This is a genomic window from Fibrobacter sp. UWB11 (assembly GCF_900143015.1).
Classification (GTDB): Bacteria; Fibrobacterota; Fibrobacteria; order Fibrobacterales; family Fibrobacteraceae; genus Fibrobacter.
This window is the reverse complement of the sequence record NZ_FSRT01000002.1, coordinates 186,231-212,470: the sequence shown is the minus strand read 5'-3', so window position 1 is coordinate 212,470 and position 26,240 is coordinate 186,231. Positions and strand designations below refer to the sequence as shown.

At 46.3% G+C, this 26,240-nt stretch carries 13 protein-coding genes; 8 read left to right on the top strand and 5 right to left on the bottom strand.

The window, feature by feature from the left end; all coding sequences use genetic code 11:
- Positions 1-146: 146 nt before the first annotated feature.
- The gene (locus tag BUQ91_RS09490) at positions 147-5,096 is read left to right on the top strand and encodes a RecQ family ATP-dependent DNA helicase (RefSeq protein WP_217693438.1); all 4,950 of its coding nucleotides are present in this window, start codon (positions 147-149) and stop codon (positions 5,094-5,096) included.
- Positions 5,097-5,578: 482 nt separating this feature from the next.
- Here BUQ91_RS09490 and glmS read toward each other — a convergent pair whose 3' ends face one another.
- On the bottom strand, positions 5,579-7,408 hold the full coding sequence (glmS, locus tag BUQ91_RS09485) for a glutamine--fructose-6-phosphate transaminase (isomerizing) (RefSeq protein WP_074209075.1): 1,830 nt from the start codon (positions 7,406-7,408) through the stop codon (positions 5,579-5,581).
- A 128-nt stretch (positions 7,409-7,536) separates the two neighbouring features.
- Between glmS and BUQ91_RS09480 the strand changes: the two genes are divergently transcribed.
- On the top strand, positions 7,537-8,331 hold the full coding sequence (locus BUQ91_RS09480) for an FKBP-type peptidyl-prolyl cis-trans isomerase (RefSeq protein ID WP_074209074.1): 795 nt from the start codon (positions 7,537-7,539) through the stop codon (positions 8,329-8,331).
- Between the two features lie 92 nt (positions 8,332-8,423).
- Entirely contained in the window at positions 8,424-9,731 is a 1,308-nt protein-coding gene (locus BUQ91_RS09475) for a M23 family metallopeptidase (protein ID WP_074209073.1), read from the top strand.
- 53 nt (positions 9,732-9,784) lie between these two features.
- Here BUQ91_RS09475 and BUQ91_RS09470 read toward each other — a convergent pair whose 3' ends face one another.
- From BUQ91_RS09470 to BUQ91_RS09460, 3 genes are all read right to left on the bottom strand, one after another.
- A complete protein-coding gene (locus tag BUQ91_RS09470) occupies positions 9,785-11,185 on the bottom strand; it encodes a S41 family peptidase (RefSeq protein WP_083601221.1) in 1,401 nt (466 codons plus the stop codon).
- Positions 11,134-12,459, bottom strand: coding sequence for a S41 family peptidase (locus tag BUQ91_RS09465; RefSeq protein ID WP_074209072.1), 1,326 nt, complete (start codon positions 12,457-12,459; stop codon positions 11,134-11,136). Before BUQ91_RS09465 ends, BUQ91_RS09470 begins: the two co-directional genes overlap by 52 nt.
- 124 nt (positions 12,460-12,583) lie before the next feature.
- A complete protein-coding gene (locus BUQ91_RS09460) occupies positions 12,584-13,336 on the bottom strand; it encodes a leucine-rich repeat domain-containing protein (RefSeq protein WP_072827859.1) in 753 nt (250 codons plus the stop codon).
- 347 nt (positions 13,337-13,683) lie between these two features.
- Between BUQ91_RS09460 and BUQ91_RS09450 the strand changes: the two genes are divergently transcribed.
- The 5 genes from BUQ91_RS09450 (at position 13,684) to BUQ91_RS09430 (ending at position 25,465) form a co-directional block, all read left to right on the top strand.
- Positions 13,684-15,576, top strand: coding sequence for an AIPR family protein (locus tag BUQ91_RS09450; protein WP_072827861.1), 1,893 nt, complete (start codon positions 13,684-13,686; stop codon positions 15,574-15,576).
- Positions 15,577-15,697: 121 nt separating this feature from the next.
- On the top strand, positions 15,698-22,936 hold the full coding sequence (gene sprA / locus BUQ91_RS09445; RefSeq protein WP_074209070.1) for a T9SS outer membrane translocon Sov/SprA: 7,239 nt from the start codon (positions 15,698-15,700) through the stop codon (positions 22,934-22,936).
- Between the two features lie 13 nt (positions 22,937-22,949).
- Positions 22,950-24,017: a tRNA 2-thiouridine(34) synthase MnmA gene (gene mnmA / locus BUQ91_RS09440; RefSeq protein ID WP_074209069.1), complete on the top strand. Its 1,068-nt coding sequence runs from the start codon at positions 22,950-22,952 to the stop codon at positions 24,015-24,017.
- Positions 24,018-24,092: 75 nt separating this feature from the next.
- A complete protein-coding gene (locus BUQ91_RS09435; RefSeq protein ID WP_254842311.1) occupies positions 24,093-24,506 on the top strand; it encodes a hypothetical protein in 414 nt (137 codons plus the stop codon).
- A gap of 158 nt (positions 24,507-24,664) precedes the next feature.
- The gene (locus BUQ91_RS09430) at positions 24,665-25,465 is read left to right on the top strand and encodes a hypothetical protein (protein WP_074209067.1); all 801 of its coding nucleotides are present in this window, start codon (positions 24,665-24,667) and stop codon (positions 25,463-25,465) included.
- On the opposite strand, the gene BUQ91_RS09425 is transcribed toward BUQ91_RS09430, so the two are convergent.
- Positions 25,466-26,233 carry a tetratricopeptide repeat protein gene (locus tag BUQ91_RS09425; RefSeq protein WP_074209465.1) on the bottom strand — a complete coding sequence of 256 codons (768 nt, stop codon included), beginning with the start codon at positions 26,231-26,233 and terminating at the stop codon, positions 25,466-25,468.
- Positions 26,234-26,240: the final 7 nt, after the last annotated feature.

Sequence of the window (26,240 nt, the reverse complement as noted above, 5' to 3'; positions counted from 1 at the left end):
AAAATACATTAATCTGGGGAAAAAGGCTTTTTTCGTGGTGTCTATTGAGCAAATGATTGACTTATGGCCTCGGTCACATAGGGCGAAGGCCTTAAGCCGCAACGGCGAACTCCCTCCCAAGGACATTGGGACGCTCAGGCTTCGCCGTGTCTTCCGCAACGCCCCGCTTGGCCGCATTTTATTGTGATAACTTGTACAATTTGACAATTGCAACACCTTTTGAGGCGCATTTTTATATAGTTTTCACGTCAGTGAGCATTGTTTTTCTTGATATTGAGGTTTCTATATCCAGCAACAAGATTATGGATCTTGGTGCGGTTAATGACCAAAACTCCACTTTTCATAATTCAATCCAGGGTGACTTTCTGAATTTTGTGAAAGATGCCGAATTCATCGGTGGTCACAACATTCTAAATCATGATTTGAAATATTTGGCGCATTTGGATTTAGGGAAAAAGAAGGTGATTGACACTCTTTATTTGTCGCCTTTAATGTTCCCCATGAGGCCAAGTCACAAACTGCTGAAAGATGACAAAATCCTTAGTGATGCTCTGAACAATCCTTTGCTTGATGCGCAAAAATCAAAAGGCCTTTTCTATGACGAGGTTAATGCCTTCAAGGCGTTGGATAACGATTTAAAAGAAATCTATTTGAACCTTTTGAAGGGAACTGCGGAATTCAAGGGCTTTTTTGAATTTCTGGGATATTCTGTTTCGACGAAAAAATTTTTAGGCATTTTCCAGAATGGCTCTGAATCTAAAAATACTGCAAACCTTATCAAGAAGCGTTTTGAAGGCTCTATTTGCGAAAATGCTGACATAGATAAGTTTGTCTCAGACCACCCCATAGAACTCGCTTATGCTTTGGCGGTAATCAATTTAAAGGATAAACGTTCCATAACACCGGCATGGGTTCTGAAAAATTATCCATACATTGAAAATATCCTTTTCTTGTTGCGTAATAATCCTTGTCACAAGCCTTGCGCCTATTGTGAAAGTAAACTTGATGTCCGCAAAAAACTCAAGGAAATTTTCAACTATGATAATTTTAGAACATATGATGGAGAACCCCTGCAAGAACAAGCCGCGTCTGCTGCGGTAAACAATGATTCCTTGCTTGCAATCTTCCCAACGGGCGGAGGAAAGTCTATTACCTTCCAATTGCCCGCGTTGATGGCTGGTGAAAACTACAAGGGACTGACTGTCGTTATTTCTCCTTTGCAGTCACTGATGAAAGATCAGGTGGACAATCTGAGTGACAAAGGGATTGTGGATGCTGTCACTATAAATGGTTTGCTTGATCCAATTGAACGCGCTGAATCCATTAGGCGAGTTGAATCAGGTTTGGCATCACTCCTGTACATTTCGCCGGAATCTTTGCGTTCCAAAACCATCGAAAAGCTGTTGCTTTCAAGGCAGATAGCCCGTTTCGTAATCGATGAGGCTCACTGTTTTTCCAGCTGGGGACATGATTTTCGCGTAGATTACCTTTACATTGGCGATTTCATCAAAAAAATCCAAGAACAGAAAACCGGTTCAAACAAAATTTCGGTTTCTTGCTTTACAGCGACTGCAAAACAAAAAGTGGTTCAGGATATTTGCGATTACTTCAAGCGGAAGCTGAATCTTGATCTTAAGATATATGCGACAAAGGCAACACGTGCCAACTTGACGTATCACGTCATCTACCAAGAAGATGATGACCAGAAATACAAAACGTTAAGGTCCTTGATAGAAGAAAAGAATTGCCCCACAATCGTCTATGTTTCAAGGACAAAAACTACCGCGATACTTGCCGAAAAGCTGAACCAAGACGGTTTTATTGCGCGAGCATTCAATGGCAAGATGGACAGCCGCGAAAAGGTGGAGAATCAGGAAGCGTTTATCCACGGCGATGTCCAAATCATCGTTGCAACGTCTGCCTTTGGCATGGGTGTGGATAAGTCTGACGTCCAGCTAGTTGTTCATTATGAGATATCCGATTCGCTAGAAAATTACGTTCAGGAAGCTGGCCGTGCAGGGCGAAATCAAAGCCTGGAGGCCGACTGCTACGTTCTTTTCAACGAAAAAGATTTGGACAAGCATTTTCTGTTGTTGAACCAAACCAAACTCAGCTTGAGCGAAATTCAGCAAGTATGGAAGGCTATCAAGAGTCTCACCAAGAACCGGACAATACTAAAGCGTTCCCCGTTGGAAATTGCTAGAGAAGCGGGCTTTGATGACCCTAACGGGGATGTAGAAACGCGCGTAAAAACAGCAATTCTAGCCTTGGAAGAAGCAGGCTATATTGAGCGAAAGCAAAATTGCCCTAGAGTATTTGCGACCGGCATTATGGTTCAGAACATGGATGAGGCTCGCAGCAAGATTGATTCATCCACGCTTTTTGACGATACACAAAAAGAAACAGCTCGTAGAATCATGAGCCTTTTGATTTCTGAAAGGAGTGTTTCAAAGGCAAATAGTGATGAGGCTGAATCTAGAATAGACTACATTGCCGATATTTTGGGTTTGGAATGTAGTGCCGTCCAAGAATCCGTACAGTTACTTCGTGCAGAAAACATCCTTGCGGATACGAGAGATTTGACTGCATATATCAAGAAATCTGAAAGCGAGAATAAGTCCAAGGCCGTTATCAACCGTTTTAGTAAAATGGAAGAACTTCTTCTTTCCAAATTGGCGACAGGGAAAACAATTTTCAACTTGAAAGAATTGAATGAAGAAGCGATGGAGCAGGGAATAAAGAAATCTAGTGTAAAAGATTTCAAGACAATATTATTCTTCTGGATGATCAATAATTTCATTGAAAAGAATTATTGTTCCGATGTCAGTACAAAAATTGAATTGAAAGTTTCTCAGGATTCCCTCAAGGAAGACTTCAAGCATAGAGTCCAGCTATCGCAATTCGTGGTAGATTATCTGTATCAGGCAAATCTGGATGCAAAGGCAAATAATCGCGAAGAAGCGTTGATTCAATTTTCTGAAAAAGAATTGCTGAACGCTTACGAAAATCAGATTTCACTTTTTTCCAAGGAGCCTGTTTCTTATAAGGAATTGGAACGGTCTTTGCTTTATCTTTCCAAGATTAATTCCTTGCAGTTGGAAGATGGATTCTTGGTCTTGTACAATGCTCTAGAAATACATAGAATTGAAAAAAGCAATTTGATAAAGTATAAGATTGATGATTATGAGAAACTGAATAATTTCTACAAGATGAAAATGCAACAAATCCATATTGTTGGCGAATACGCCAATATGATGGTTCGCGATAGCAAGCAGGCATTGACTTTTGTGAGTGACTATTTCTCTTTGGAATACAAAATGTTCTTGAACAAGTATTTCAAGGGGAACAGACAAGACGAAATCAATCACAACATTACTCCACAAAAATATCACGAGATTATAGATGAACTATCGCCTCGGCAGAAAGAAATAATAGAGGATAAGAATAGCCAATACATAATGGTTGCTGCAGGACCGGGTAGCGGGAAAACGCGGGTGCTAGTGCATAAATTGGCTTCACTAATGTTGCTTGAAGATGTAAAGCACGAACAGCTGTTGATGTTGACTTTTTCTCGAAGTGCTGCAATAGATTTCAAAGAAAAACTGCGCAAGTTGATAGGGCCAGCTGCAGCTTATCTGACTGCAAAGACTTTCCATTCCTATGCCTTTGATTTACTTGGAAAAATGGGGGATCTGAGTGAGTCTGATTCCGTTATCGAAACTGCAGTACGGATGATTCGCGAAGGAGAAATCGAGCATAGCAAGATAACGAAGAAAGTCCTTGTTATTGATGAAGCTCAGGATATGGACGAACACCAATTTGCCCTGATACAAGCGCTTATTGAAGAAAATGACGATATGCGCGTAATTGCAGTTGGTGATGATGATCAAAACATTTTTGAAGGCATTCATAAGAAAGACGGTTCTAGCTCCGTAAACTTGAGTAGGTTCATGGAAACCTACAGGGCCCAAAAATATGAACTTGTTGAAAACTATCGTAGCGTAAAACAGGTGGTAGAATTCAGTAATCGCTTTGTGCGGGATATTCCAAACCGTTTGAAAGAAAATCCTATTGTCTCTGTGAAAGATGGTATAGGTGACGTAAAAATTGTAAAATTCATTTCTCCGAATCTAGAATATCCGATATTTAAGCACTTGAAAAAATATCCTCCAGAAGGATTAGTTTGTGTTTTAACGAAGACAAATGATGATGCTTTAAAGGTTATGGCCCTTTTGAATTATAAGAATGTAAAGGCTAAATTAATTCAGAACAGCGATGGATTCCCATTGCATGAATTAATTGAATTTAGAGATTTCTTGGAATGGATTCAAAAGAATAATGAACCGATTGTCAGTATAGATGAGTGGGATAGTGCTGTAGAAAAGCTGAAGAAAAATTATCAAGAAAGTTCCATATTGGAAACTTGTTTACGAGCTCTTGATGTCTATAAGAATCAAAATGATCGGCTTTATCGAAATGATTTTGAATTGTTTTTGATGGAATCTAAAATTTCGGATTTTGAAAAAGGTTCGAATAATGAAGTTGTTGTATCGACAATTCATAAAGCCAAAGGGCGAGAATTCGACAGAGTTTATGTAATGGTGAATGACCTGCGAATAAACACGGAGGAGGAAAGACGTGTTTTGTATGTTGGGTTTACTCGTGCAAAGAATCAATTGTATGTTTTCCATTGCTGTCCATTCTTGGAAAAGTATGCTCCTGAGAAAATAATAGACAGCACCAGATATCCAGAACCAGCTGAAATTATTTGCCAATTGGGACATAAGGATTTGTGGCTTGATTATTTTTATGGCGAAAAATCGAATGAAGGTCCTGAATTAAAGAAAAGAATTTTATCGCTATGCGCGGGAAAGTTGTTGCGATTTATGGGAGGTTGCCTGTATGATTTTTCTTCGTCTAAAAATGCAATTGCAGTGTTGTCAAAAGAAGCGAAGGCAAAAATAAAGCATTTCGAAGAACTAGGTTATATTGTGAAAAATGCCAAGGTTCGTTATATCGTTGCTTGGAAAAACAAAGAACGCGAAGATGAGTGCCCCATTATTTTACCTGAAATAGAATTAGAGCGAAAACGTTAGTGATTTAAAAATCTTGCTATCCAACAAAAAAAAACTCTATCCCCCTCTAAATCTCCCTCAAAACAAGACATTTAGAGAGTTATAAGCACTTTTTTGCGGTATAACTCTCTAAATGAGCTTTCTGAGGTTCGGGGAAAAGTCTGTTTTCCCCGAAAATACGCCCTCTTGACTACCAATTCTCCCTTATTGTATTTTTATGGTGTAGAGAGGCGTTATTATGACAGAAAATCTAATCAAAAATGCAATGCATGCCATTGAAACGATGGATCATTCAAGGGAGGCTACTCTTCGCCGGTTGCAAAGAGCGGGTGTCCTTACAAAAACGGGCAGAATGACTGCTCTTTATCGTAGGTGTATCCAGGCTCAAACGCCTAAAGAATAGACCTTTTTATGGACGATACTTTTGGAGTTTACATGTAATGCGCAAACCCCTCCTGATGGGAGGGGCTTGCGCATTTACAAATTTAGAATCCGAATTAGCCTTATTCCACCGTCACGCTCTTGGCGAGGTTTCTCGGCTGGTCCACATCGTTTCCGCGCAACACGGCGATGTGGTAGGCGAGCAACTGGAGCGGGATGCAGGTGAGAATCGGCATGAGCATCGGGCGGGTCTTCGGGACCGTGATGATGTGGTCTGCGATTTCGTCGAGCGGGTGGCAGTCTTCCGTCGTGACGGCGATGACTTTGCCACCGCGGGCCTTGATTTCGCGGATATTGCTGATGATCTTATCGAAGAGGGAATCCTTCGGGGCGATGACCACGACCGGCATGTTTTCGTCGATGAGGGCGATCGGGCCGTGCTTCATTTCGGCAGCGGGGTAGCCTTCTGCGTGGATGTAGCTGATTTCCTTGAGCTTCAAAGCACCTTCCATAGCGACCGGATAGCAGAAGTGGCGACCGAGGTACAAGAAGTTGTTTGCTTTGCAAAGTGTCTTTGCGATTTCGGCGATACTGTCAGAAAGCTTGAGTGTTTCGGTGACGAGATCCGGGAGGTCCAAAAGATCTTTCACGATGTCGGCGCCTGTTTCAAAGCTGAGTCTGCGTTGGCGGCCGAGCAAGAGGGCAATCATGGCGAGCACGGTCACCTGGCTTGTGAATGCCTTGGTGCTGGCCACACCGATTTCCGGACCGGCGTGCAGATAAACACCGCCATCACTTGTTCGTGCGATTGTGGAACCGACGCCGTTACAAATTGCAAGAGCGGTGGCGCCCTTCTGTTGTGCTTCGCGGAGAGCGGCGAGCGTATCTGCAGTTTCGCCGGACTGGCTGATGGCAATGACGAGTGTGCCCGGCTTGATAATCGGGTTTCTGTAGCGGAATTCCGAAGCGTATTCGACTTCGACCGGAACGCCAGCCAGGTCTTCAATCATGTATTCACCGACCATGCCTGCATAGTAGCTTGTGCCGCAAGCGGTGATGATGATGCGATTGATGTTGCGGAGTTCCTTGATATTTGTGTCGAGGCCCGCAAGTTTTGCGTTACCTTCGGCGGTGAGCAAACGACCGCGCATGGTGTTGCGGAGCACTTCGGGCTGTTCAAAAATTTCCTTGAGCATGAAGTGCGGGAACCCGCCCTTGGCCACGGCGTCTGCATCGAATTCCACGTCTTGGACTTCGCGTTGCACTTCGTGGCTGCTCATGTTGACGATGGAATAACCGCTGTTCTTGATTTGAACAACGTCATTGTCATCGAGATAAACGACTTTTTGCGTGTGGTTGATAATGGCCGAAACATCACTGGCGAGGTAAAAGTCACCGTCGTTACCGATACCGAGGATAAGCGGACTTCCGCGGCGGGCGCCAATCAAAACATTCGGTTCTTCATTACAGATAACACCAAGGCCAAAAGTTCCTTCAATCTGTTTGAGAGCCTTGAGGACGGCTGTCTTCAAATCGCCATTGTAATAGCGGGCGATGAGGTGTGCCACAACTTCGGTATCTGTTTCGGATTTGAATTCGATACCTTCTGCAATGAGCTTTGCCTTGAGACTTGCGTAGTTCTCGATAATGCCGTTATGGACAATAGAAATTTTTCCATCGAAGCTTGTATGCGGATGGGCGTTTGCTTCGGTAGGTGCACCATGGGTGGCCCAACGGGTATGTGCAATGCCCACAGAACCCTTAATGGGGGTGTTTTTTAATTTGTCTTCGAGGGCCTTGATTTTTCCCGATGCACGGACAACTTTTATTTGATTATGGTCGATGACTGCTACACCAGAGCTATCGTAGCCTCGGTATTCCATTTTCTTGAGTCCTTCGACAAGAATCGGCAGAGCTTCGGCTTTACCGTTATATCCAATAATTCCGCACATAGTAAACCTGGTATACTGATTGTTAGCTGAAAATATACAAAATGTAAAGGTAAAAAGAAAATTATTGTAAGTTTTAACGGAAATGTTTTACTATTTTAAAGAAGTCTATTTTTTCATAGAGGATAAACATGAAGACTAAATTGATTGTTGCAGCTGGCGCTCTTGCCATGCTTATGACTGGTTGCGAACCGTGCAAAACTGCATCTACCGAAAAGACTTCGCTTGTTACTGAAAAGGACAAGTATAGCTATGCTCTCGGTGCTCATTTCGGTAACCAGGCACGCTTCCAGTTGGTAACTCGCGATTCCATCGATCTCGACCTCGACCTCTTCATTCAGGCTTTCAAGGAACGCTACAATAGCGATTCTGCCAAGTACTTGATGAACGACTCCATTATCATGGAAACGCTCAACAAGCTTTCTGCTGATCGTCAGGCCGAAAAGGTAAGAAAGGATAGCATCGCAGCTGCCAAGAACAAGGCTGAAGGCGAAGCTTTCCTCGCTCAGAACAAGACTGCCGAAGGCGTTGTGACTACGCAATCTGGTCTCCAGTACAAGATTGTTACTGAAGGTCAAGGTGCAATTCCGACCGACGAAGACAAGGTCAAGGTTCACTACACTGGTACGCTCCTCAATGGCGAAAAGTTCGACAGCTCTGTCGATCGTGGCCAGCCGCTCGAATTCCCGGTTACTGCTGTAATCCCGGGCTGGACGGAAATGCTCAAGCTCATGAAGGTCGGCGAAAAGGTTATCGCATGGATCCCGAGCGACCTCGCTTACGGTCCGCATGGCAACCGTGCTATTCCGGGTAACTCCGTCCTCAAGTTCGAAATGGAACTTTTGGAAGTGATCGCTCCTGAAAAGCCGGCAGAACAGGCTAAGCCGGATCAGAAGAAGCCGGCTAAGAAACCTGCTAAGCAGTAATCTTAAGCAATTCGCTTGAAATTGAATGCCTCGCGCCTACCCGCGCGGGGTATTTTTTATCTTTGCTTTTGAAATTTTAAGAGCGGGTGATTATGTCCAGATTTTTCTTTTTGCTGTGTGTTGCAATTATTGCGCTTACCGGATGTAATGAACAGAAAAAAATTGACGCGTTGACGCAAGAAAAAGCAAAACTTGAAGCGACGGCCGATTCGTTAAAGGCCTTGATTGCAAAAGCTCAAGTGGCGACTTCGAAATGGATTGTGAAAAACGATACCGTTCGTGCGGGCGATGGACTTTTCCAGGTGCTATACCGCATGAACATCAACGAAAAAGAACGTGGCAAGATTGTGATTGCCTTGCAGGACTCCGTTGAACTTGCTGCACTCCGCGTGGGGCAGGTGTTTTATGCCGCTCTCGATACTGCTGGCGATGTCCAGCGTTTCCGCTTTGCGCCGAACCCGGCTACGGTTCACATGTTGAGCAAGGTCGATTCTGGTTTTGCCTATAGCCGCATTGACAAGCCTGTAACGATCCGTCAGTCTGTTTTTGAGGGCGCCTTGGAAAACGGGAGCACGTTGAGTGGCATCTTGCATAAGGTCGGCATTCCTAGCCGCATGGTGGGTGTCGTGAGCGCCGTTTTGCAGTGCAAGGTCTCTTTCCAGCTCGCACGCCCGGGCGACAAGTTCCGTATTTTGCTCGAAGAAAAGTTCTATCAAGACTCTATCTGGATTAGCGGCAAGGTGCTTTACGCTGAATTTAACGGCTACACTGTTGGCCATCACGAAGCTTTCCGCTACGAAGACCCGGATCCGAAGAGTTCGTTTAACGCCCATTACACTGAAAAGGGTGAAGCGCTCATTTTCGAAGGTCTCCGTTACCCGCTCGACCGTTTGCATATCACGAGCCCGTATGGTGCCCGCATCCACCCGATTACTGGCCGTCGCACGGTGCATCACGGTATCGACTATGGTAGCCCCAAGGGCTCACCGGTCTATGCGGTTGCTGCTGGTGTCGTGACTGTTTCTGGTTATGATGACTTGAGCGGTAACAAGATTGCCATCCGCCACAGGGACAATACTGAAAGCTGGTACATGCACCTCTCCGTGCGTGGCGTGAATGTCGGCACGAAGGTCGCTCCGCGTCAGGTAATCGGTAAGGTTGGTTCTACGGGTCGCAGCACGGGTCCGCATTTGCACTTGGGCTTCAAGGACAATCGTGGCAACTGGATGAACCCGGCCAAGAAGACTATGATTGCAACGCCGAAGCTCGAAGGCAACCGCCTTGCTCGCCTCAAGAAGCAGGTGGCTGATATCCGCAAGGAAATCGAACTCACGCTTGCATCGCCGGCGGTCAAGGTCAACGATACGGACGTCATGGTCCGTATGCGCGTGCTGAAATAAATCTCTTATTTAGGCAAAATCAGTATCATATTAAGTTGCTTGTTACTAGCAACTTAATACTTTAATTTGATATCTGCGCTGTATTCTTTAGAAAAGTGGAAAAATCCCGGCATGGTATCGGGTTCCATAGCCGCTTTGGCAAAGTGCCCTGTATTGGTGGTTCCGTATCCGGCGACTCTCACATAGTTTTGTTCCTTGGCAAGTGCTATTGCTTTATCAAGCGCTATAGCATCGTCTAGGATTGCAAAATCAGGAACGATTCCATACTTGTGATATGATTCTCCATGCTTGTCTATGGTTTTCATGCTGGTGATAGATACAAGGGCGTAAGAGCGCGTGTAGAAGCTTGTTTGTCCGATGCCTTTTCCGTAGGTTACTGAACCGACAACTGGATATTTTTTGTTAGAGACAACGCTTGCAATCATGATTTCGGAACAACTTGCTGTATTTTCGTTTGCAAGGAATACAAAGTAGCGGTCTTTGAAAATTCCGTCATGTTCGTTGATGTAGAACGTCGTTTTTGATGCCTGCTTCTTTCTTAACGTGTCGGGAACCATCGATAAAATGCCTATGGCGGTATCGCCTTTAGAAAGTAAAAGCTGAGACATGGCAATGCACTGTGATACGTCTCCGCCTCCATTATTTCTCAAGTCGATGATGGTTGTCTTGTATTTTTCGGTCTCATGGAGATAATGAACAAATTCACCGAATGTCCCTGAATCATTAGAGGTCTCTTGAACGAATTCGTTGATCTTGATGACGGGAATAGAATCTTTGAACGAAAGCTCTACTGTAGGCAAACTGTATGGTTCAATAGTCACTGGAATGGTCTTGTTTGTAGAGTCTCGCTTGATGGTATAGGTTATGACATCACCTTCGGACGCAACCGACAGACGGTCAAATACTGTAGAGGATATCGGCGAAACGCCTTCGATTTCAACAATTTCGTCTCCGGCTTTGATTCCTGCAATATCAGCGGGGGACTTTTCTATGACTTTCTTGACAACATATTTTTCGGGAATGTAGGCCGAATCAAGTTCGAATCCGGCATCGATTTTTTGCTCGGAACTCATCCATGTGCTCAACAGACTCTTGGCTCGCGACGGGTCCACATAATATGTGTAAAGGTCGTTCATTTGGGCGTACATGTAATAAATATCATGATAATCCCAAGGAATACCTCTGTCGAGCATTGCTTCGGTATCGACCCTTCCTAGATAGCTTGTGGGGTTGCGAAGATATTTGTCCTTGTCAATGTACAGGTAAAAGAGGTTCATGTAATTCTGCTGAAACTCTGGAGTCCCCATGCTTGCATTCAGTCCATTGTATGGGGCAACAGTATCGTCAGAAGAACATGCGGTAATGCCAAAACTCGTGATGACAGCCGCTGCAATAGCAGCAATTATGGACGCGTTTTTTCGAATGTCTTGATGTAAAAGTCCGAATTTTCCCATTCTAAAGCTCCTCCCTCTAAACTCGAAAATTTATTCTCTGTAAATTCAAAAGCGCGTTTGGCCAGGGATTCATCTTGCGTTGGAATCTTGACGCCATAAAGCTTATTTGCAACTTGGGCGGCGCAGTTTTCGTAAACGGTTCCGCTACATTCGTATTTGGGGAAAATTCCCTGGAGGTGGTAGTTGTTTCCTTTAGGGGTTAAAAATTCGCGGTCGGTAATTGTTGCAAGTCCACCTGCGTATGTCTTAAAATTCGTTTGTCCAATTCCCTTGCCGTATGTTTTGGAGCCTACGAACGGGATGTCCGTTGTTTCTATGACTGCAGCAATGAATATTTCTGCACAACTTGCTGAGCCTCCGTTTGCAAGGATCATGAATTTACCTTGCTCGCCTGGGTCACCAGCCTTTGCTCTGAATGTCGTTGTTGATTTTCGGGAATCTCCATTGGCATCCATCGAACGCCAATTGTTTGTGGAAAGTGTTCCTTCCTTGACGAATAGGTCTGCCATGTTGACGCATTGCTTGACGCTTCCGCCTGGGTTGCTTCTCAAATCGAGAACATGGACGTGATTGTCCGAAATTGTGGAGTCTAGATAAGCTTTGAGTTCCCCGTAAGAACCATGTTTTTTGTCTTCGGTGGTGTCCTTGAATATTTCGATACTGACAAAGACGATGCCCGGATAGCCTTTGGCTGAATCCTCAAATAACGTGTCGACAAAAACGGTCGGTGCGTAGACAATCTCTTTTTCGAGCTTGTATTCTGTAGTGTCGCCTCTATAGGCAATGCGCAAGTTGATATTCTTGTTGGTACTTAAAATGGAATCGTAAACAGCCTTGGCGTTTGAACCGACGAGATCGTAATCGTTTACGCTGAGGATGTTTCCATACCGAGGAACGTTTGCTCTCCCGGCAGGAGCTTTGGGATAAACGCGACTGATATAGATGGGGTGTTCCCTGTCGGTCAAGTTATAGTAGCGAAGCCCGATATCTCCGCCGATGATGATGCTTGTTCTTATCTGTTGCCCGACAATTTCACTTTTTGAGGGGGGAGTGTAATTTGTGAACCGGTCACTAAGTGTATTGTAGAGTGTTTGTACGGAATCGCCGTCTTCGTCCAAGTTGACCAGCTCATCTTCGTACAGATATTGCCTTTGCAGGAGCCAATAGTTAAAGGAATATTCTGTGGGGTCGGGGGTACTTTTGACCGGATGGATAAAATCCGAGCATCCGAGTAAGCTCAGGAGCAAGACAGCAAACATTATTCGGGTTTTCATGACTTTATCCTTTAATCGTTTGGTTTGTGAATGCTCCTAAAAAGGAGATTCCCGGACTATGCCGGGAATGACAATTGGATATTTCGTGATTTCAAATTCCTAATTCCGAACTCCGAAATCCGAATTACTGGTCAATGCTCAGACCTTTCTTGTCGAGGAGTACACGCGGAATACCTTCTTCCATCGGGTTCTCTATGACGGAGATTGTCTTGAGGTTGTCACATTCGGCAAGGCTTTCCGGAAGTGTGGCGAGCTGGTTTGCGTCGAGCACGAGTTCGCGGAGGTTCTTTAGGTTGCTGAATTCAGACGGAATAGCGCCCAAGCGGTTGCCCGAGACCATGAGAATTTCGAGGTTTTCGAGGTGCGAAAGCGTTGCCGGGATGGTTGTAAGTTCGTTGTTGTCGAGGTAGAGCTTCACGAGGCTCTTCATCTTGCCGATGGTCGGCGGAATTTCGGAGAGCATATTGTCGTGGAGCGAGAGCTTGAACACCTTCTGCCAGTTGCCGATTTCGAGCGGCAAATCCAGGAGCTGGTTCTTGGCAATGTTCACCGTCTGGAGGTTCACGAGCTTGCCTACCGATTCCGGCAGGTCCGAAAGGCTGTTGTAACCGAGATAGAGGTTTTCCAAATTCGTCAGTTCACCAATGGATTCTGGCAATTCCATGAGGTCATTTTCGCTTACGGAAAGGCTCTTGAGGTTCTTCAAAAGGCCAATATCGTCGGGAATTTCGACGAGCATGTTGCGGTCGAGGTTCAGTTCTTCGAGGGATTCAATTTCGAAAAGTTCGGGGGGCAACAGGCGGAGGCCCTTCTGTGACAAGTCCAACGTCTTTGCTTTTTCTTTTTTTGCTTTCGCTATAACATCTAGTAAATTCATAAAAAGACTCCTAATGTTTAAATCATAGCTTTTTTGTTTCTAAAAACGTAAAAGAGAACGAAAAAAACACAAAAAAATGCAAGAATGGGGGAGGAGAACCCGAATGTCAAGTTCGTTTTTCTGGAGGGCTGATGACACGGAATTCTCGAAAAAATGTCTCTTTTTTTTATGTTCGCTGTACATTTGTTCACTAAAAATAAACATTTGTGGCAAAAAATTGCAAGTTTTATCTTTTTTTGCACGCAAATCTTAAGATTTGAAGCTATTTTTAGGGTGCGAATTACGGAAATACTCCAATATATAATATTATTGTATATTGGTCTTGCAGTGTAATTATTGAGGAAAAAATGGAACTAACAAAATCGCAGGAACGCCGCTTAGCATTTGTCGCTAGCCTCTTGAGCTTAAACCCTAACGACCCTAACGATCGAATTAAGGCACTCCGGCATCTGAACCTAGATGAAAATGGATGCTTCCACGGCTTCCAGTATTCACAGGGCTTCATGGAATTCTTCATCTTCTTGGACGAAGATACTCCGCTCGAAAAGGTTGTCGCACACCTGAACGCCGATCTGAAGCAACTCCAGATTGCCGTGTTCCGCACTAGCGACCCGACCAATCCGTTCTTCCTCTCGCTCCGCGAAGAAGCAGACCCGTGGGCAGTCAACAAGATTTCCGATGAAGAAACGGAAGAAGATGTCGATGCCCCTGCAAGCCGTCCGTACATGGAAACGCTCGAAATTACGGTGCTCCGTACTCGCGCAAGCCGTGACATCACGGACTCCGAACTCGAACGTACCCTCAAGGATATGCGCCGCAAGCTCACGCTTTGGAAGGCTGACGTTAAGGCAAAGCTCGAAATCATTGCCGAACACGATGACCTCACTCGTGACTTCCGTAGCGCAGATGACAAGCTTGAAATCGAGATGGATTCCGAACCGCTCCACCTCACATCGGATCATGGCGAGCTCTTCCTCGGCTTCTGCCCGATCCGCACGATTTTTGACTACCATGTTGCTCTTGGTAAGCGCCTCAAGACCAAGCATAACATGGCTATTGTAAGCTCTAACATCCGTACTTACCTCGGTAACCTCACTCATACGAACGCTGCTCTTATCGATGCCTTCCAGACGATGGAACGCAATGACGACAAGAACGTGAACGTCGATGACTTCCCGTTCCTCCACAATGGTATGACCCTTACGGGTGATGACCTGCGTCTCAAGGAACGCGATGGCAAGAAGGTGCTCTTCATTGAACGTCCGAAGATCATCAACGGTGCTCAGTCTCTCTTTACGTACGAACAGTATGCCAAGAAGAGCAAGCATCCGGTGAATCCGCAGGTGCTCGTGAAGGTCGTTGTGCCGTACCAGGGCGCCGACAACTTCTTGAACCAGGTGACCATGGCTAACAACCGCCAGAACCCGGTGTTCAGCTACCATCTGCGTGCTGCTGACGACCTGCAGTTCTTCATTTGGCAGCGTTACCAGGAAGAAGGATTTACCTACGTTTATAAGGACGGAGTCCGCCTCAAGGCCCGTACCCGTAAGCTCGAAGTCCGCATGCGTCCGGAACTTGCAAAGACTCTCTTTATGATGGATGGCAAGCTCAGCGAATGCCGCTCCAGCGACTGCATCTTCGATAAGGAAACGCTCTACCAGCGCTGCTTCGGTGCGTTTGTGCGCGTTGCCCCTGAAAAGGAAAAGGATTTTGTCCGCAAGACCATCGCCTTCACGAAGGCATGGCAGCTCCTTAGCCGTCTCCCGATCAAGATCCGCAAGGTCACTCCGGGTAAGGGCGTGTCTATCGAAGCTAACGACGATAACCCGCTGACCCGCATCACGTGGAATGGCCGCCTCGAAGACAAGTTCATCTTCCGCAGTGCAGTGAAGGACCTTGTGGTCGCTCTCGCTCTCCGTCACTGGCTCATCTACGGCAATCCGATCCAGGACTTCGAATGGCTCGTCGAAAACGAACTCAACTTCAACGATTCCATCCTCAAGTATGCATCCCGCATTTACACGGACGACTTGAAGAACATCTTGATTTCTGAATTCAAGGACAACACGAACTACTACGATACCATCACGACGATCGACAAGGATTCCGGTGAATCCGTGGAACGTCGCTTGTGGAAGGGCTTCTCCAACACGGCTACTTATGACAAGATGATTGAACTCTTGTGCAAGAAGAATCCGGCTTGGGAAAAGTGCCGCGGTGGCATTGAAGTATTCCTCTAGTTTATCCTTTAATTAGGGCCTAGAATCAGGTTTTGAAACGCATCCATAAAATGGGTGCGTTTCTTTTTTTCTATGTTATCGGTGGTAATTTTGAACGTCCCGTTTTTGTATTTTGTGACCGTTGCGTTTTAGAAAGTTTTTTAAATCCGCCCTTTGTGGCTTTGCTGCGTGCAGCTTTGTAGCTGTGGGTTCCGTCTGGTCTCAAGATGGAACGCTTAGCTCGTATGAATCTCTTTTTGATGATGAACTTTTCCAGGATGTGCCCGCTCCAAAGTCGACTGCCTCTGTAGCTTCGTCTTCTAGTGTGGCGGCGCCTGTTTCTAGTGCTGTGTTGCCTGCTTCGAGTGCTGTTCAGCCTACGTCGTCTGAACCGTCTGTGGCGGTTTCGTCTGCTGCTCCGGTGTCATCGGCAGTTCCAGTGTCGTCAGCAGTCCAACCAGCGTCTTCGGCTGTGGTTCTGTCATCGTCGTCTACGCAGGTCTCAAGTTCTGCAAAGCCGGCATCAAGCGTGGCTGAGTCCTCTTCTGCAATTGCTCCGGTTTCTTCTGCGACCGCCTTGTCATCGTCTGCAGTAAAGTATTCGTCGAGCGCTGCAAAAGCACCTGTTGTCGCCCAAGCAGAAACATCGACGGACAATGCATCCGAAGTCAGTTCGGATGATGCATGGACTCCTACTGTAAAGTATTTGCCGGTGCCAAAGTCTACGTCTCCGCTCGATGGCTTGCTGCCGTTTGGTGGCGTGGGTGCACGCCCGGGACTCATGAATACGTCCAAGGGTCAAGTTTTCTCGCACGATATCGATGTTGCTACTCGTGAAATTGATGTGTCTGAAAAACGCGTAAATTCGCTTTCTCGCACGGACACGACTGTTCTTTGGACATCGCATTATCCGGAACTTGCTGATTACGTTTCGGACATGTACGATATTGGTCGCAAGCGTCTTTGGCTTAACGGTCTCGTTGGCCAAAACGATGGCTATGAGGCGCCTGAAACCGGTTCTGTTTTCGATATCACGATTCCGGTGAACATGCCTGCCTGGATGAAGGACTTTGGTTTCAACAAGCCGAAGCTCATGCTCAAGGGGTCCATGGATGTCCGCTTTAAGGGCTATGGCGAAAAGGATGATGCCGAGGGTAGCACCAAGACAAGTCTTTGGCCGTCTCCGTCTTTGGACTACAACCCGAGCTTCATGGTCGAAGGTAAGATTGGTCCGTATATCACTGTCGAAATCAAGAACGTCGATGAAGGTCTTGGTTCGCAGAACGAAGTCCGCGTCGTGTACGAAGAATCGTTCAAGGGCGAATTCGAAGATTACATCTTGCAGCGTGTCGAAGCGGGTACTACGAACTTGTCGCTTGCCGGTACGGAATTCACCGGTTATTCCGAAAATCACCAAGGTCTTTTCGGTATCAAGGCTGAATGGAAACTGGGCGACTGGAAACTTACGACGATTGCTTCTCAGGATGGAGGCCAGCAAGAAGAATATTCCATCAAGGCCAATGAATCGACGACGGAATTCCAGGTTACGGATAAGCAGTTTGTTGCATATCGCTATTACTTCTTGGACCACGACACGAGGAACGCTTATGTCGATGCTGCGATTAAGGGCAACACCATCAATAAGCCGCTGCCGGACTTGAAGTTGTACAAGAGAAGTTCGCTGAACGAAACGAACAATGTCTTTAAGGATATCAAGGTCGTTTATAAAACTCCGCAGGGAACGCCTATTACAAAGACGGTCAACCGCATGGAGGAAATCAAGGACTTTACTTACGATTTCAAAACGGGTATCGTAAAGATCAATGGCGTGAACCGCAATACGTTGATTGCTGCCAAGTGGGGTTCTACCTTACGCGATAACGATGAAGCGGTCCTTATCCAGTGGGATGCTACGCTGAGTGAACTGACTGACATCGACAAATTGATGTTGCGTAACGTTTATTCGATCGGTATTACAGATGCTAGCGCCAACAGTTTTGTTTTGCGCATGAAGAACAAGTCGGGTGTTTCTGGAACTTATTTGAAAACGCTTGGCCTTGCTGATGAAAAATCTGGAACTCCTTTGGTGAGTGAATCTAAAATCTTTACGAAGGATGCTTCGGGCAGTTACACGGGCGAAATGTGGTTGCCCTGCCGCATGTGGACGGATTCGATTTATACTGAATATGGTTCAAAGGCTCAGGAAGTTGCTAAGCGAAACTGCTTGGAACCGTTGCGTAACTTGGATACGACATCGACGATTGCTCAACTTTATACTTTGCCTGTTTATAACCTGAACCGTTATACGAGCCAGTTCTATTTTGAATCTGTGGGCAAGCGCCGTAATTCCATGCTCAGCGTGCGTGACCCGAATTCCAGCTATTCCGTGAACAGCGGAAGCTGTATGGATATTTCTCCGGGTTCTGAAAAGGTTACGGCTGGTTCTACAACGCTTATCCGCGGTACGGACTACGAAGTCAACTATGAACTGGGCCAGATTGAACTTTTGAGTGATCGCGCCCTTGACCCGAACAAAGAAATCAAGGTCAAGTTCGAATGTGAACCGATGTTCGAAGTCGATAATAAATTGCTCTTGGGCGCTCGTGCCGAATTGCCCCTTGACTTGTACGGCTTCGGTGCTGGTTCTGTCTTTGGTGTGACAGCCCTTTACAAGAGCCAGAGCACAACGGCCGAAGTTCCCACGCTCGGTAACGAACCGTATTCGAGCTTCCTCTGGGGCTTCAATATCCGCTTGCAGGATTCCGTAAAGGCTTTGACGGACTTGGTGAATGCTATTCCGGGTATCCAGACAACTGCGACTTCGAACTGGCGTGTCGAAGCTGAATTTGCCGGTAGCCGCCATAACGCAAACACGAGCAAGACGCAGACAGCACTCGTCGAAGACTTCGAATCGACCTCGACAGGTCTTGTGTATCCGCTATCTAGACAGTCTTGGACGCTGGCTTCGCCTCCGGGTGGTGATTCTGCACATTCCAGAACGTACATCGAAAGCTTGAACTACAAGCATCAGGGTGAATTTATTTGGCATAGCAACACAACGGAACTGTACAAGTACATTTATGATAACGTTGGCAATTCCGATGTGGATAACCAGCATTTGACCGTGCTCAAGATGACGCTTCGTCCGAACGATAACCTCATGGGAAATTCCTGGGGCGGTATTATGCGCGCCAATAGCTCGTATTACCAGGACTTGAGCGAAATGAAGTACCTTGAGGTTGTTGCCCGTGGTAATTCTGGTTCTATTTTCATTGACCTAGGTCTTGTCAGCGAAGACATCTCGATTAATGGTTATGCTCCTGATGGTAAGTACAACGGTGAAAATGATCTTGGTATGACAACCGCCAAGCATGACCGTGGTCTTGATGAAAAGACGGGGACTGATGAAACATGGATGTCTTGGGACTGCCGTGTTGAAGGGTGTAAAGGAACTGAACATGGTGTAATGTTTGGAAATGTAGACCCGTCGACAAGAGATATTGCTGGTGATGACTTCAAGGATTTGGATGATGAAAGCGATCCGCCTAAGAGCATTAACGGAACTGAAGGCAACTTGGGTGAACGTGCTTACGATACCGAAGATATCAACAGGAACGGTTCTTTTGATACAGACATTAGCTTTGTCCGTTACCGCATTGACCTTTCTAGCACAAATTCGACTGAATATGAAGTCTTGAAAAACGGCTGGCGCAGATGGCGCATTCCGCTGAACCAGTACGATACAATTGTTTCTCCGACGGGTAGCGGCTATAAGGAAATCCTTGCGGAATCCCAGTATACCCGTATGTGGTTGGGTCGCCTTGGTCCGGGTGTTTCCGAAGCGAAGGTGCAGGTGGTAAGTCTTGGCGTTCTGGGTAACGCATGGGAAGAAACGACGGTTGCTGACCTTTATCGCACATCGACCAATGAAAATTCGCAGATTGTCGAAGTGAATGGTGTCGAAAGTCGTGTTACGGAATCGCAAGCAACGCACGATACCACGTACATCAAGGTTTCGACCATTAACAACCGCGAAAACGCAAAGACATACTTCAAGTCTCCGAATACGGTGACGGAACGTGATGCCGATTCGAACGCTCCGCTCAAGGAAACGGCTCTTGTTTTGGAATACCACAATATGAGTCCGGGTCAGGAAGTGGGTGTTACTCGACTGTTCGAAACGGATACAAAGAATTTCTCGGCGTACAAGTCATTAAAGATGGAAATCCATTATGAAAATGGAGCTGAATCAAAAGTGGAGACTGCTCCGATTCGCTTTGCCTTGCAATTCGGTGAAGGCTCGATTGATGGCTCCAAGGATTACTACGAATGGAGCTTCCGCCCGAAGGATTTGGATTTGTCGGCTTGCACTCCGGACCGTGTGCAGGATTGCCATGAACAGAACTGGCTCGATAACGCCTTTGCCATGGACTTGTCCGATTTCTCGGACCTCAAGCGTGGCCGCCATCCGCCTTACCTTGAACCGGTCGTGAAAAAGCTTTCGGGTGATCGTGAAGAACAGCTCCGCTTGGTGGGTAACCCCTCTATTACGAAGGTCGATTGGATTCGCTTTGTGATTATCGCGGACTCTTCTGCTTCGCCGGCCGATCTTAAGGGTAAGTTCTGGATAAATGATTTGCGCCTTTCCGAAATGGATACGGAATGGGGCTATGCAGCACGTGTGAATGGCCAGGTGAACTTCGCTGACTTCATCTCGCTTTCGGGCGCTGTGCGTTATCAGGATGGTGATTTTGCAACGCTTTCGAATTCGGGACGTTCTCCGAAGCCGGATATTGCAACGGCTGCATCTCAGCTCGATGTATCTGCGGACATTTCTATTGCGCTCAACAAGTTCTTGAATGACTCGCTTGGATTCCACATCCCGATGTCATTTAGCTACCATAGCTCTACAAAACGCCCGTACATGAAGCCTACCGACGACATGATGCTTAAAAAGAGCAGTTTTGTGGACCTTACGGGTGATATGTTCCAAGGCGACCTTGCTGTTGAATCGGAAAGTGAAGAAAACAGGTTGAGGGATAACGCCGAATCGAAGGGCTATGAATCCTATGTGCAAGACTTGGGCTTTAGCGTGAGCTACCATAAGGATTACAAGGCCAGCGAAACAAAACTTGGCGAATTCTTGTCGCAGGCATTCTTGGAACGTCCGGCATTCAGCTATTCTTACCACCAGTCCGAAGGCCGTTCGACGACTTCTGCTGACTCCACTTATTCGTACCATACGTTGTTCGAGTACAAGTTGGGTACGTTTAGCATGTTCAAGTTCAAGCCGTTCGAAGGACTTGCCAAATACTCTTGGCTCAAGGACTTTGCAAAGACTGAATTTGAACCGTGGCCGCAAACGTTCGACGTGACGCTCTTTGATTTCAACTATGTGCGCTATGTGAACCAGACTCGCGATCCGGACTTTGTGGAACCGCAAGTGGACAAGGTTGTGACCTATACGGCAGAACTCAACCACAAGTTGAATTTGCGCTGGAACATTCTCTCGTTCCTTTCGACAAGCTACTCTATCAATATCCGTCGTGATATGTTTGGCGGTGGCGACCGTGAAGGCTTTACTAAGGAAAACTTCTTTACGACATCTGAAGGTGGTCTCTTTGCTAGTGGCTACATCTTTGACCATGACCATTCCGATAGAAAGGTCTATGTGTCTCGCGATAGTCTCGTGATTATTCCGGTAGATACGATTGCAAAGACTGACGCAAATGGTAAGAAGCTTACGATTGATATGCAGAATCCGGATTCGTACGACATCAAGTACGATACGACTGCCTTCTACAGGGTCGATAGCGTGGGCCATCGTGAGTACGGCCGTGCTTATGGTATTCTCCGCAACGAACGTTCCAGAAATCAGCAGTTCAGGATAAACTTTAATCCCAAGCTGATTCCATTCATTCCGTTCAACATGCAGTTCTCTTCTGACTTTAACCAGCAAAAGAGCATTCCGGATGATTTCAGCTTTACGGATCCTTCGAACATCGAAAAGAACTACTGGACGATTTCGCAGACGAACCGATTTGAATTTACGCCGTCTCTGAGAATTATTGAACTTGCTAACTTGTTCGGAAAGGATAATGCCGTTTCTGGATTCTTTAACAAGCTCAAGTGGCGTGAAGTCAAGTTTAACTGGAATGCAAGTACAAACACCGTTGGTGAAAACTTTACGCTTGCCCAATTGTACGAAGAACAGGGCGTGACTCCGTTCCAGTATTACCTCTATGGCTTGGGCCTTGGAGATGGTCGTGGCGGCCGTGGCCTTTGGAATATCATGACGGGTAATATGGGACTTACAAGCCGTGATGATTTTACCGGCTTTGCGCAGTACAGGAACAAGAATGTGGATACGCTTGTGTATCAGGGTAGTTTCCGCAATTCTGTATCTCGTTCTTTGCAGATTTCTACAGGTCTTACGCTTCCGATTTGGGATATTTCGTTGACGACCGATTTCCAGTGGAAGGAAGATTTCTCGCAGTCTCGTGAATATCCGCTGTACATCGACACTACGACTACGTTCCCGAAGTTTGGTATCGGTATTTCTATTCCGAATATAGCCCAGAAGGTTTCGTTCTTGAATAGCTTCCGTAGCGTAAGCTTGAACAGCCGTTTTGACTATAACCGTACAATGACTAGCCGCCCGTTCCAGAGCGCCGAAGATTCTTGGGCTCGCGTTTGGAACTTTAACCCGCTTATCCGTGTGACGTTCTTGCTGCAAAACAACATGCGTATTGAAAACAACGTACGCATGAAGATTGAATCGACGAATCGCCGCCCGAAGGAAGAAGTGGTTTCGAGTCCGTGCTGGCCGAAGAACGATGACGAACTTTGCACGGATACAACTCGCTACTTCCTCGAAACACCGTGGATTCCGACATGGCTCTACAATGACTTTGGTATCAATATCGGTGATGATTTCTCGATTTCGTATCCGCTCAAGCTCGACAAGGGATTCCAACTTTGGAAATGGTACTTTAAGCTCAAGAATAATATTGACTTGAAGCTTACTGCTGGTTACGATTACAAGAAGACTATCCGTAAGGAATACAAGCCGGTGGAAGGCTATGACATGAGAAACAAGGAAACTGGCGACGGAATCTTTGTGCAGTGGAAATATGATTCTGGAATTCCTGAATCGGATAGAACGATTTACAAGCCGAAGCTTGAACTGAGCTATCGTACGGTTCCGTCGAGAACTCATGAATGGTTCATTCGTCCGAGCGCATCGTACACGTTCAACAAGATGGCTTCGCTCAGTTCTTACATCGAGTATAGGCAAATTCACGAAAAACTGGATGACGAAACGGCTCACATCCGCCAGATTCTCCAGTTCGAACTTGCTTTGATGTTGCGTTTTGACTAGGAGCGCTTGCGCCATGTCTAAAATAAGAGTAGCGGTCGGCATGAGCGGTGGCGTGGATTCGTCCGTGGCCGCTCTTCTTTTGCAACAGCAGGGTTATGAAGTCGTGGGCGTGACGCTCCGCGTTTTGCCTGATGTCGATAGCGCCTTTGATGCCGAAAACGACCCGAGTGTTGTGCGCGCCCGTGCCATTGCCGAAAAGCTTGGCATCGAGCACCATGTGGCCAACTGCTCCGACGCATTTACAGGTGAAGTCTTGAAGCGTTGCCATGCGGATTTTTCGCATGCGCGTACGCCGAATCCTTGCTGCTATTGCAATCGCTTTATCAAATTTGGCTGGATGATGGATTATGCCAAATCGCTCGGCGCCGAATTCTTGGCAACAGGGCATTACGTGCGCATCGAAGAAGTGAATGGTGTGCGTAGGCTTTTGCGTGGGCGAGACCCCGGCAAGGACCAGAGCTATTTTTTGTTCTGGGTTTCCGATGAACGCCGCAATCACGTGCTCACGCCGCTTGGAACGTACGTGAAAAGCGAAGTGCGCAAAATCGCCGAACAGAACGGCTTTGTGAATGCCAAGACGGGCGACAGCCAAGACATTTGCTTTGATATTTACGGTTCGCAATACACGGAGTTTTTGAAGGACCGCTTTGGCGAGATGACACGCCCGGGCCGCTTCGTGGATGAAAAGGGCAAGGTGTGGAATACGCACGATGGGTTCCATAAGTACACGGTCGGTCAGCGCAAAGGTCTGGGCGTGGCGATTGGTGTGCCTGCGTTCGTGAAGCATGTGGACCCCGAAACGGGGGACATTCTCGTGACGGGCGACAAGTCGTCGGTCTGCTTTGACCGTGTGGAAATGGTGAACTGCGAATGGCACGGCGGTGCGCGGGAGGTCGGGATGACGTTCCGCGCCGAAGGCATGGTGCGTTATCGCCAACGTGCAGTAGGTTGCGAAATTACAATTGTCGATACAAACAAAGCGGTCGCCGTCTTTGACGAACCGCTCTTTGCCGTGACACCGGGCCAATGTGCCGTCTTTTACGATGGCGACATGGTCCTCGGTGGCGGTCAAATTGTGTAATTTGCGTGTAAAATGAAACGGTATATAATTTTAATTCTGTCTTTACTTTTTGTCGGGTGCGCATCTCGTTACGAAATGAGGGTTTCCGTATCCGATGGCAAAGGGGATTATTCCATTTATTGCGATGGAGAACAGGTTTGTCCGACAAGTGATTATTGCCGCTTTAAATCTTCAACAAGTGATGACGCAATTTATTTGGAAGCTCGTAAAAATGAAATTGTTTACGGAAGCTTGTGGGTATATCGCGGCGAGTCCTCATATCATTTTAGCGCAGGCTTGTTGCGTTACTGGCCGTTCTTTTCGGATGGTAGAGGTCACGGTAGCGTTGCAGTGACTATGTTGTTTTTGGATATGGTTGCGCTTCCTGTAGCTGTCGTTACAGCTGTTGTTCCGACGAGGGAATCTGGAAAATTCCCTACAGAAGTCACCATTCCCATTATTCGAAATGATTCTACATGGGTTAGTCCCTGGGACAAACCCTTCAAGTAATTACTTTACAATCCCGACTTCGCTGAGTTTGACGAAACCTCGGATTTTTTCGCCGAGGCGGATTTCTGCAAAGTTGCCTTGTTCACCGATGACTTCGAAGCTTGTTTATTTATATTTATAAAAGGTTATAAACATTTTCTGAAGAGAGAAGTGTGTTTATGAAAAGATTATCTATAGTCTCTTTGATTACTTCATTGATGTTTTGCGCATGCTCCGATGACGGAGATTCTAGCGTAAATTTTGCTCCGACTCTCACGAGCACTTCGTCCAGTTCGCTGATAAGTTCGTCCTCGGATGTTGCGTATTCTGAAACCGATAATCCTGTTAGTTCGTCAACAAATGATGTTTCCTCATCGTCTGTTGAAACGGCTTCGTCATCATCAGAAAGTGCAATTTCTTCATCTGCGGGAACTGATCAACCTACATTTTCAAAATACATATCTCAGTTTGCCGCGCCTGGCGAAAGTTCCGTAAGTTTTGATAGTCATGTGTTGGCAGTAAATGCATATAGTATTTCTAGTAAATGTGCCGATGTTATGGTTCGGTTAGATGAAGAAGATGATATGATTTTTTTGAACTCTATTTCTGAAGAGAGCATTGCAGAATGTTTTCCCAAGACTGCGCCACTTTTAAAAAATAAGTTTTCGTCTAATGTGAAATTCTATGCCGTTCTTGTTGAGGTTGGGGCTGATCCTTTGTTTGTTATACTGAATAAATTAACAAATGATGAAATAAGCTTTGTTGAAGTACACCCAGGTGGCAATGGCTGCATTTTGTCCACATGGGTGATAGAAACGATTTTTTTGATTGCTGATACGGATGGAATTATAAAAGATGGAAAAATGCCTCCTTATACAGGCAAACTTTTCCGAAGCGATATTTGGAAATGTGACGAATCTGGGCGTCACATACCTTCAGTAAAAAACTTAGGCGAATGGTATAACGATTCGTTGCTGTAATTACTTTACAATCCCGACTTCGCTGAGCTTTACAAAACCGCGGATTTTTTCGCCGAGGCGGATTTCTGCAAAGTTGCCTTGTTCACCGATGACTTCGAAGCTTGTGCCTTCGGAGAGCGTGTTGAGCGTTTGAGATTTGTCGCTCGGGGCGCTTGTCACGTCGGCGCTAGAGGCGGTCACGACGCCCGTGATGTCTGTTTCGAGCGTGTACATTTTGTAGAGAGCGCTTGCGCCAATGGTGCAGAGAATGACGCTCATACCGAACACGACGCCTGTGCAGATGTTCTTGCCGCGGCTGCTGTTCACGAAACGGCGGGCGAGAATCACGAGTGCAATTGCCCAGAAGAGTACGAGGGAAATGTTCATCTGGCTCTTGAGCGAAAGCGCGTGGTGCAGATCCATGAGTCCTTCGAGAATCGGGTTCTCTTCTTCGTCGCCTTCCTTGTCGCGAGTTTTTGTCTGTGCGAAATTCAGGTTGTGCTGGATATCGTCATCGCTTGGATGCAAACGGAGTGCGGACTTGTAGTAGAAAATGGCGAAGCCGAGTTTGCCGCTGCGGTAGTAGGCGTTACCCAGATTGTAATAGAGGTCCGCATTGACGAGGCCTTCGTCAACGCAGGTGCGCCATTCGTCAATTGCGCGTTCAAAGTCGTTTTCGTTATACGCTTTGGTGCCGGCGTCAATGCCGGCGCATTTTTCGGAGGCGCTTGCTGCTGAGGTAAGGAGGAGCGCCATGGCGATCGTCAAAATAATTCTATTCAGTTTCATAAAAGCG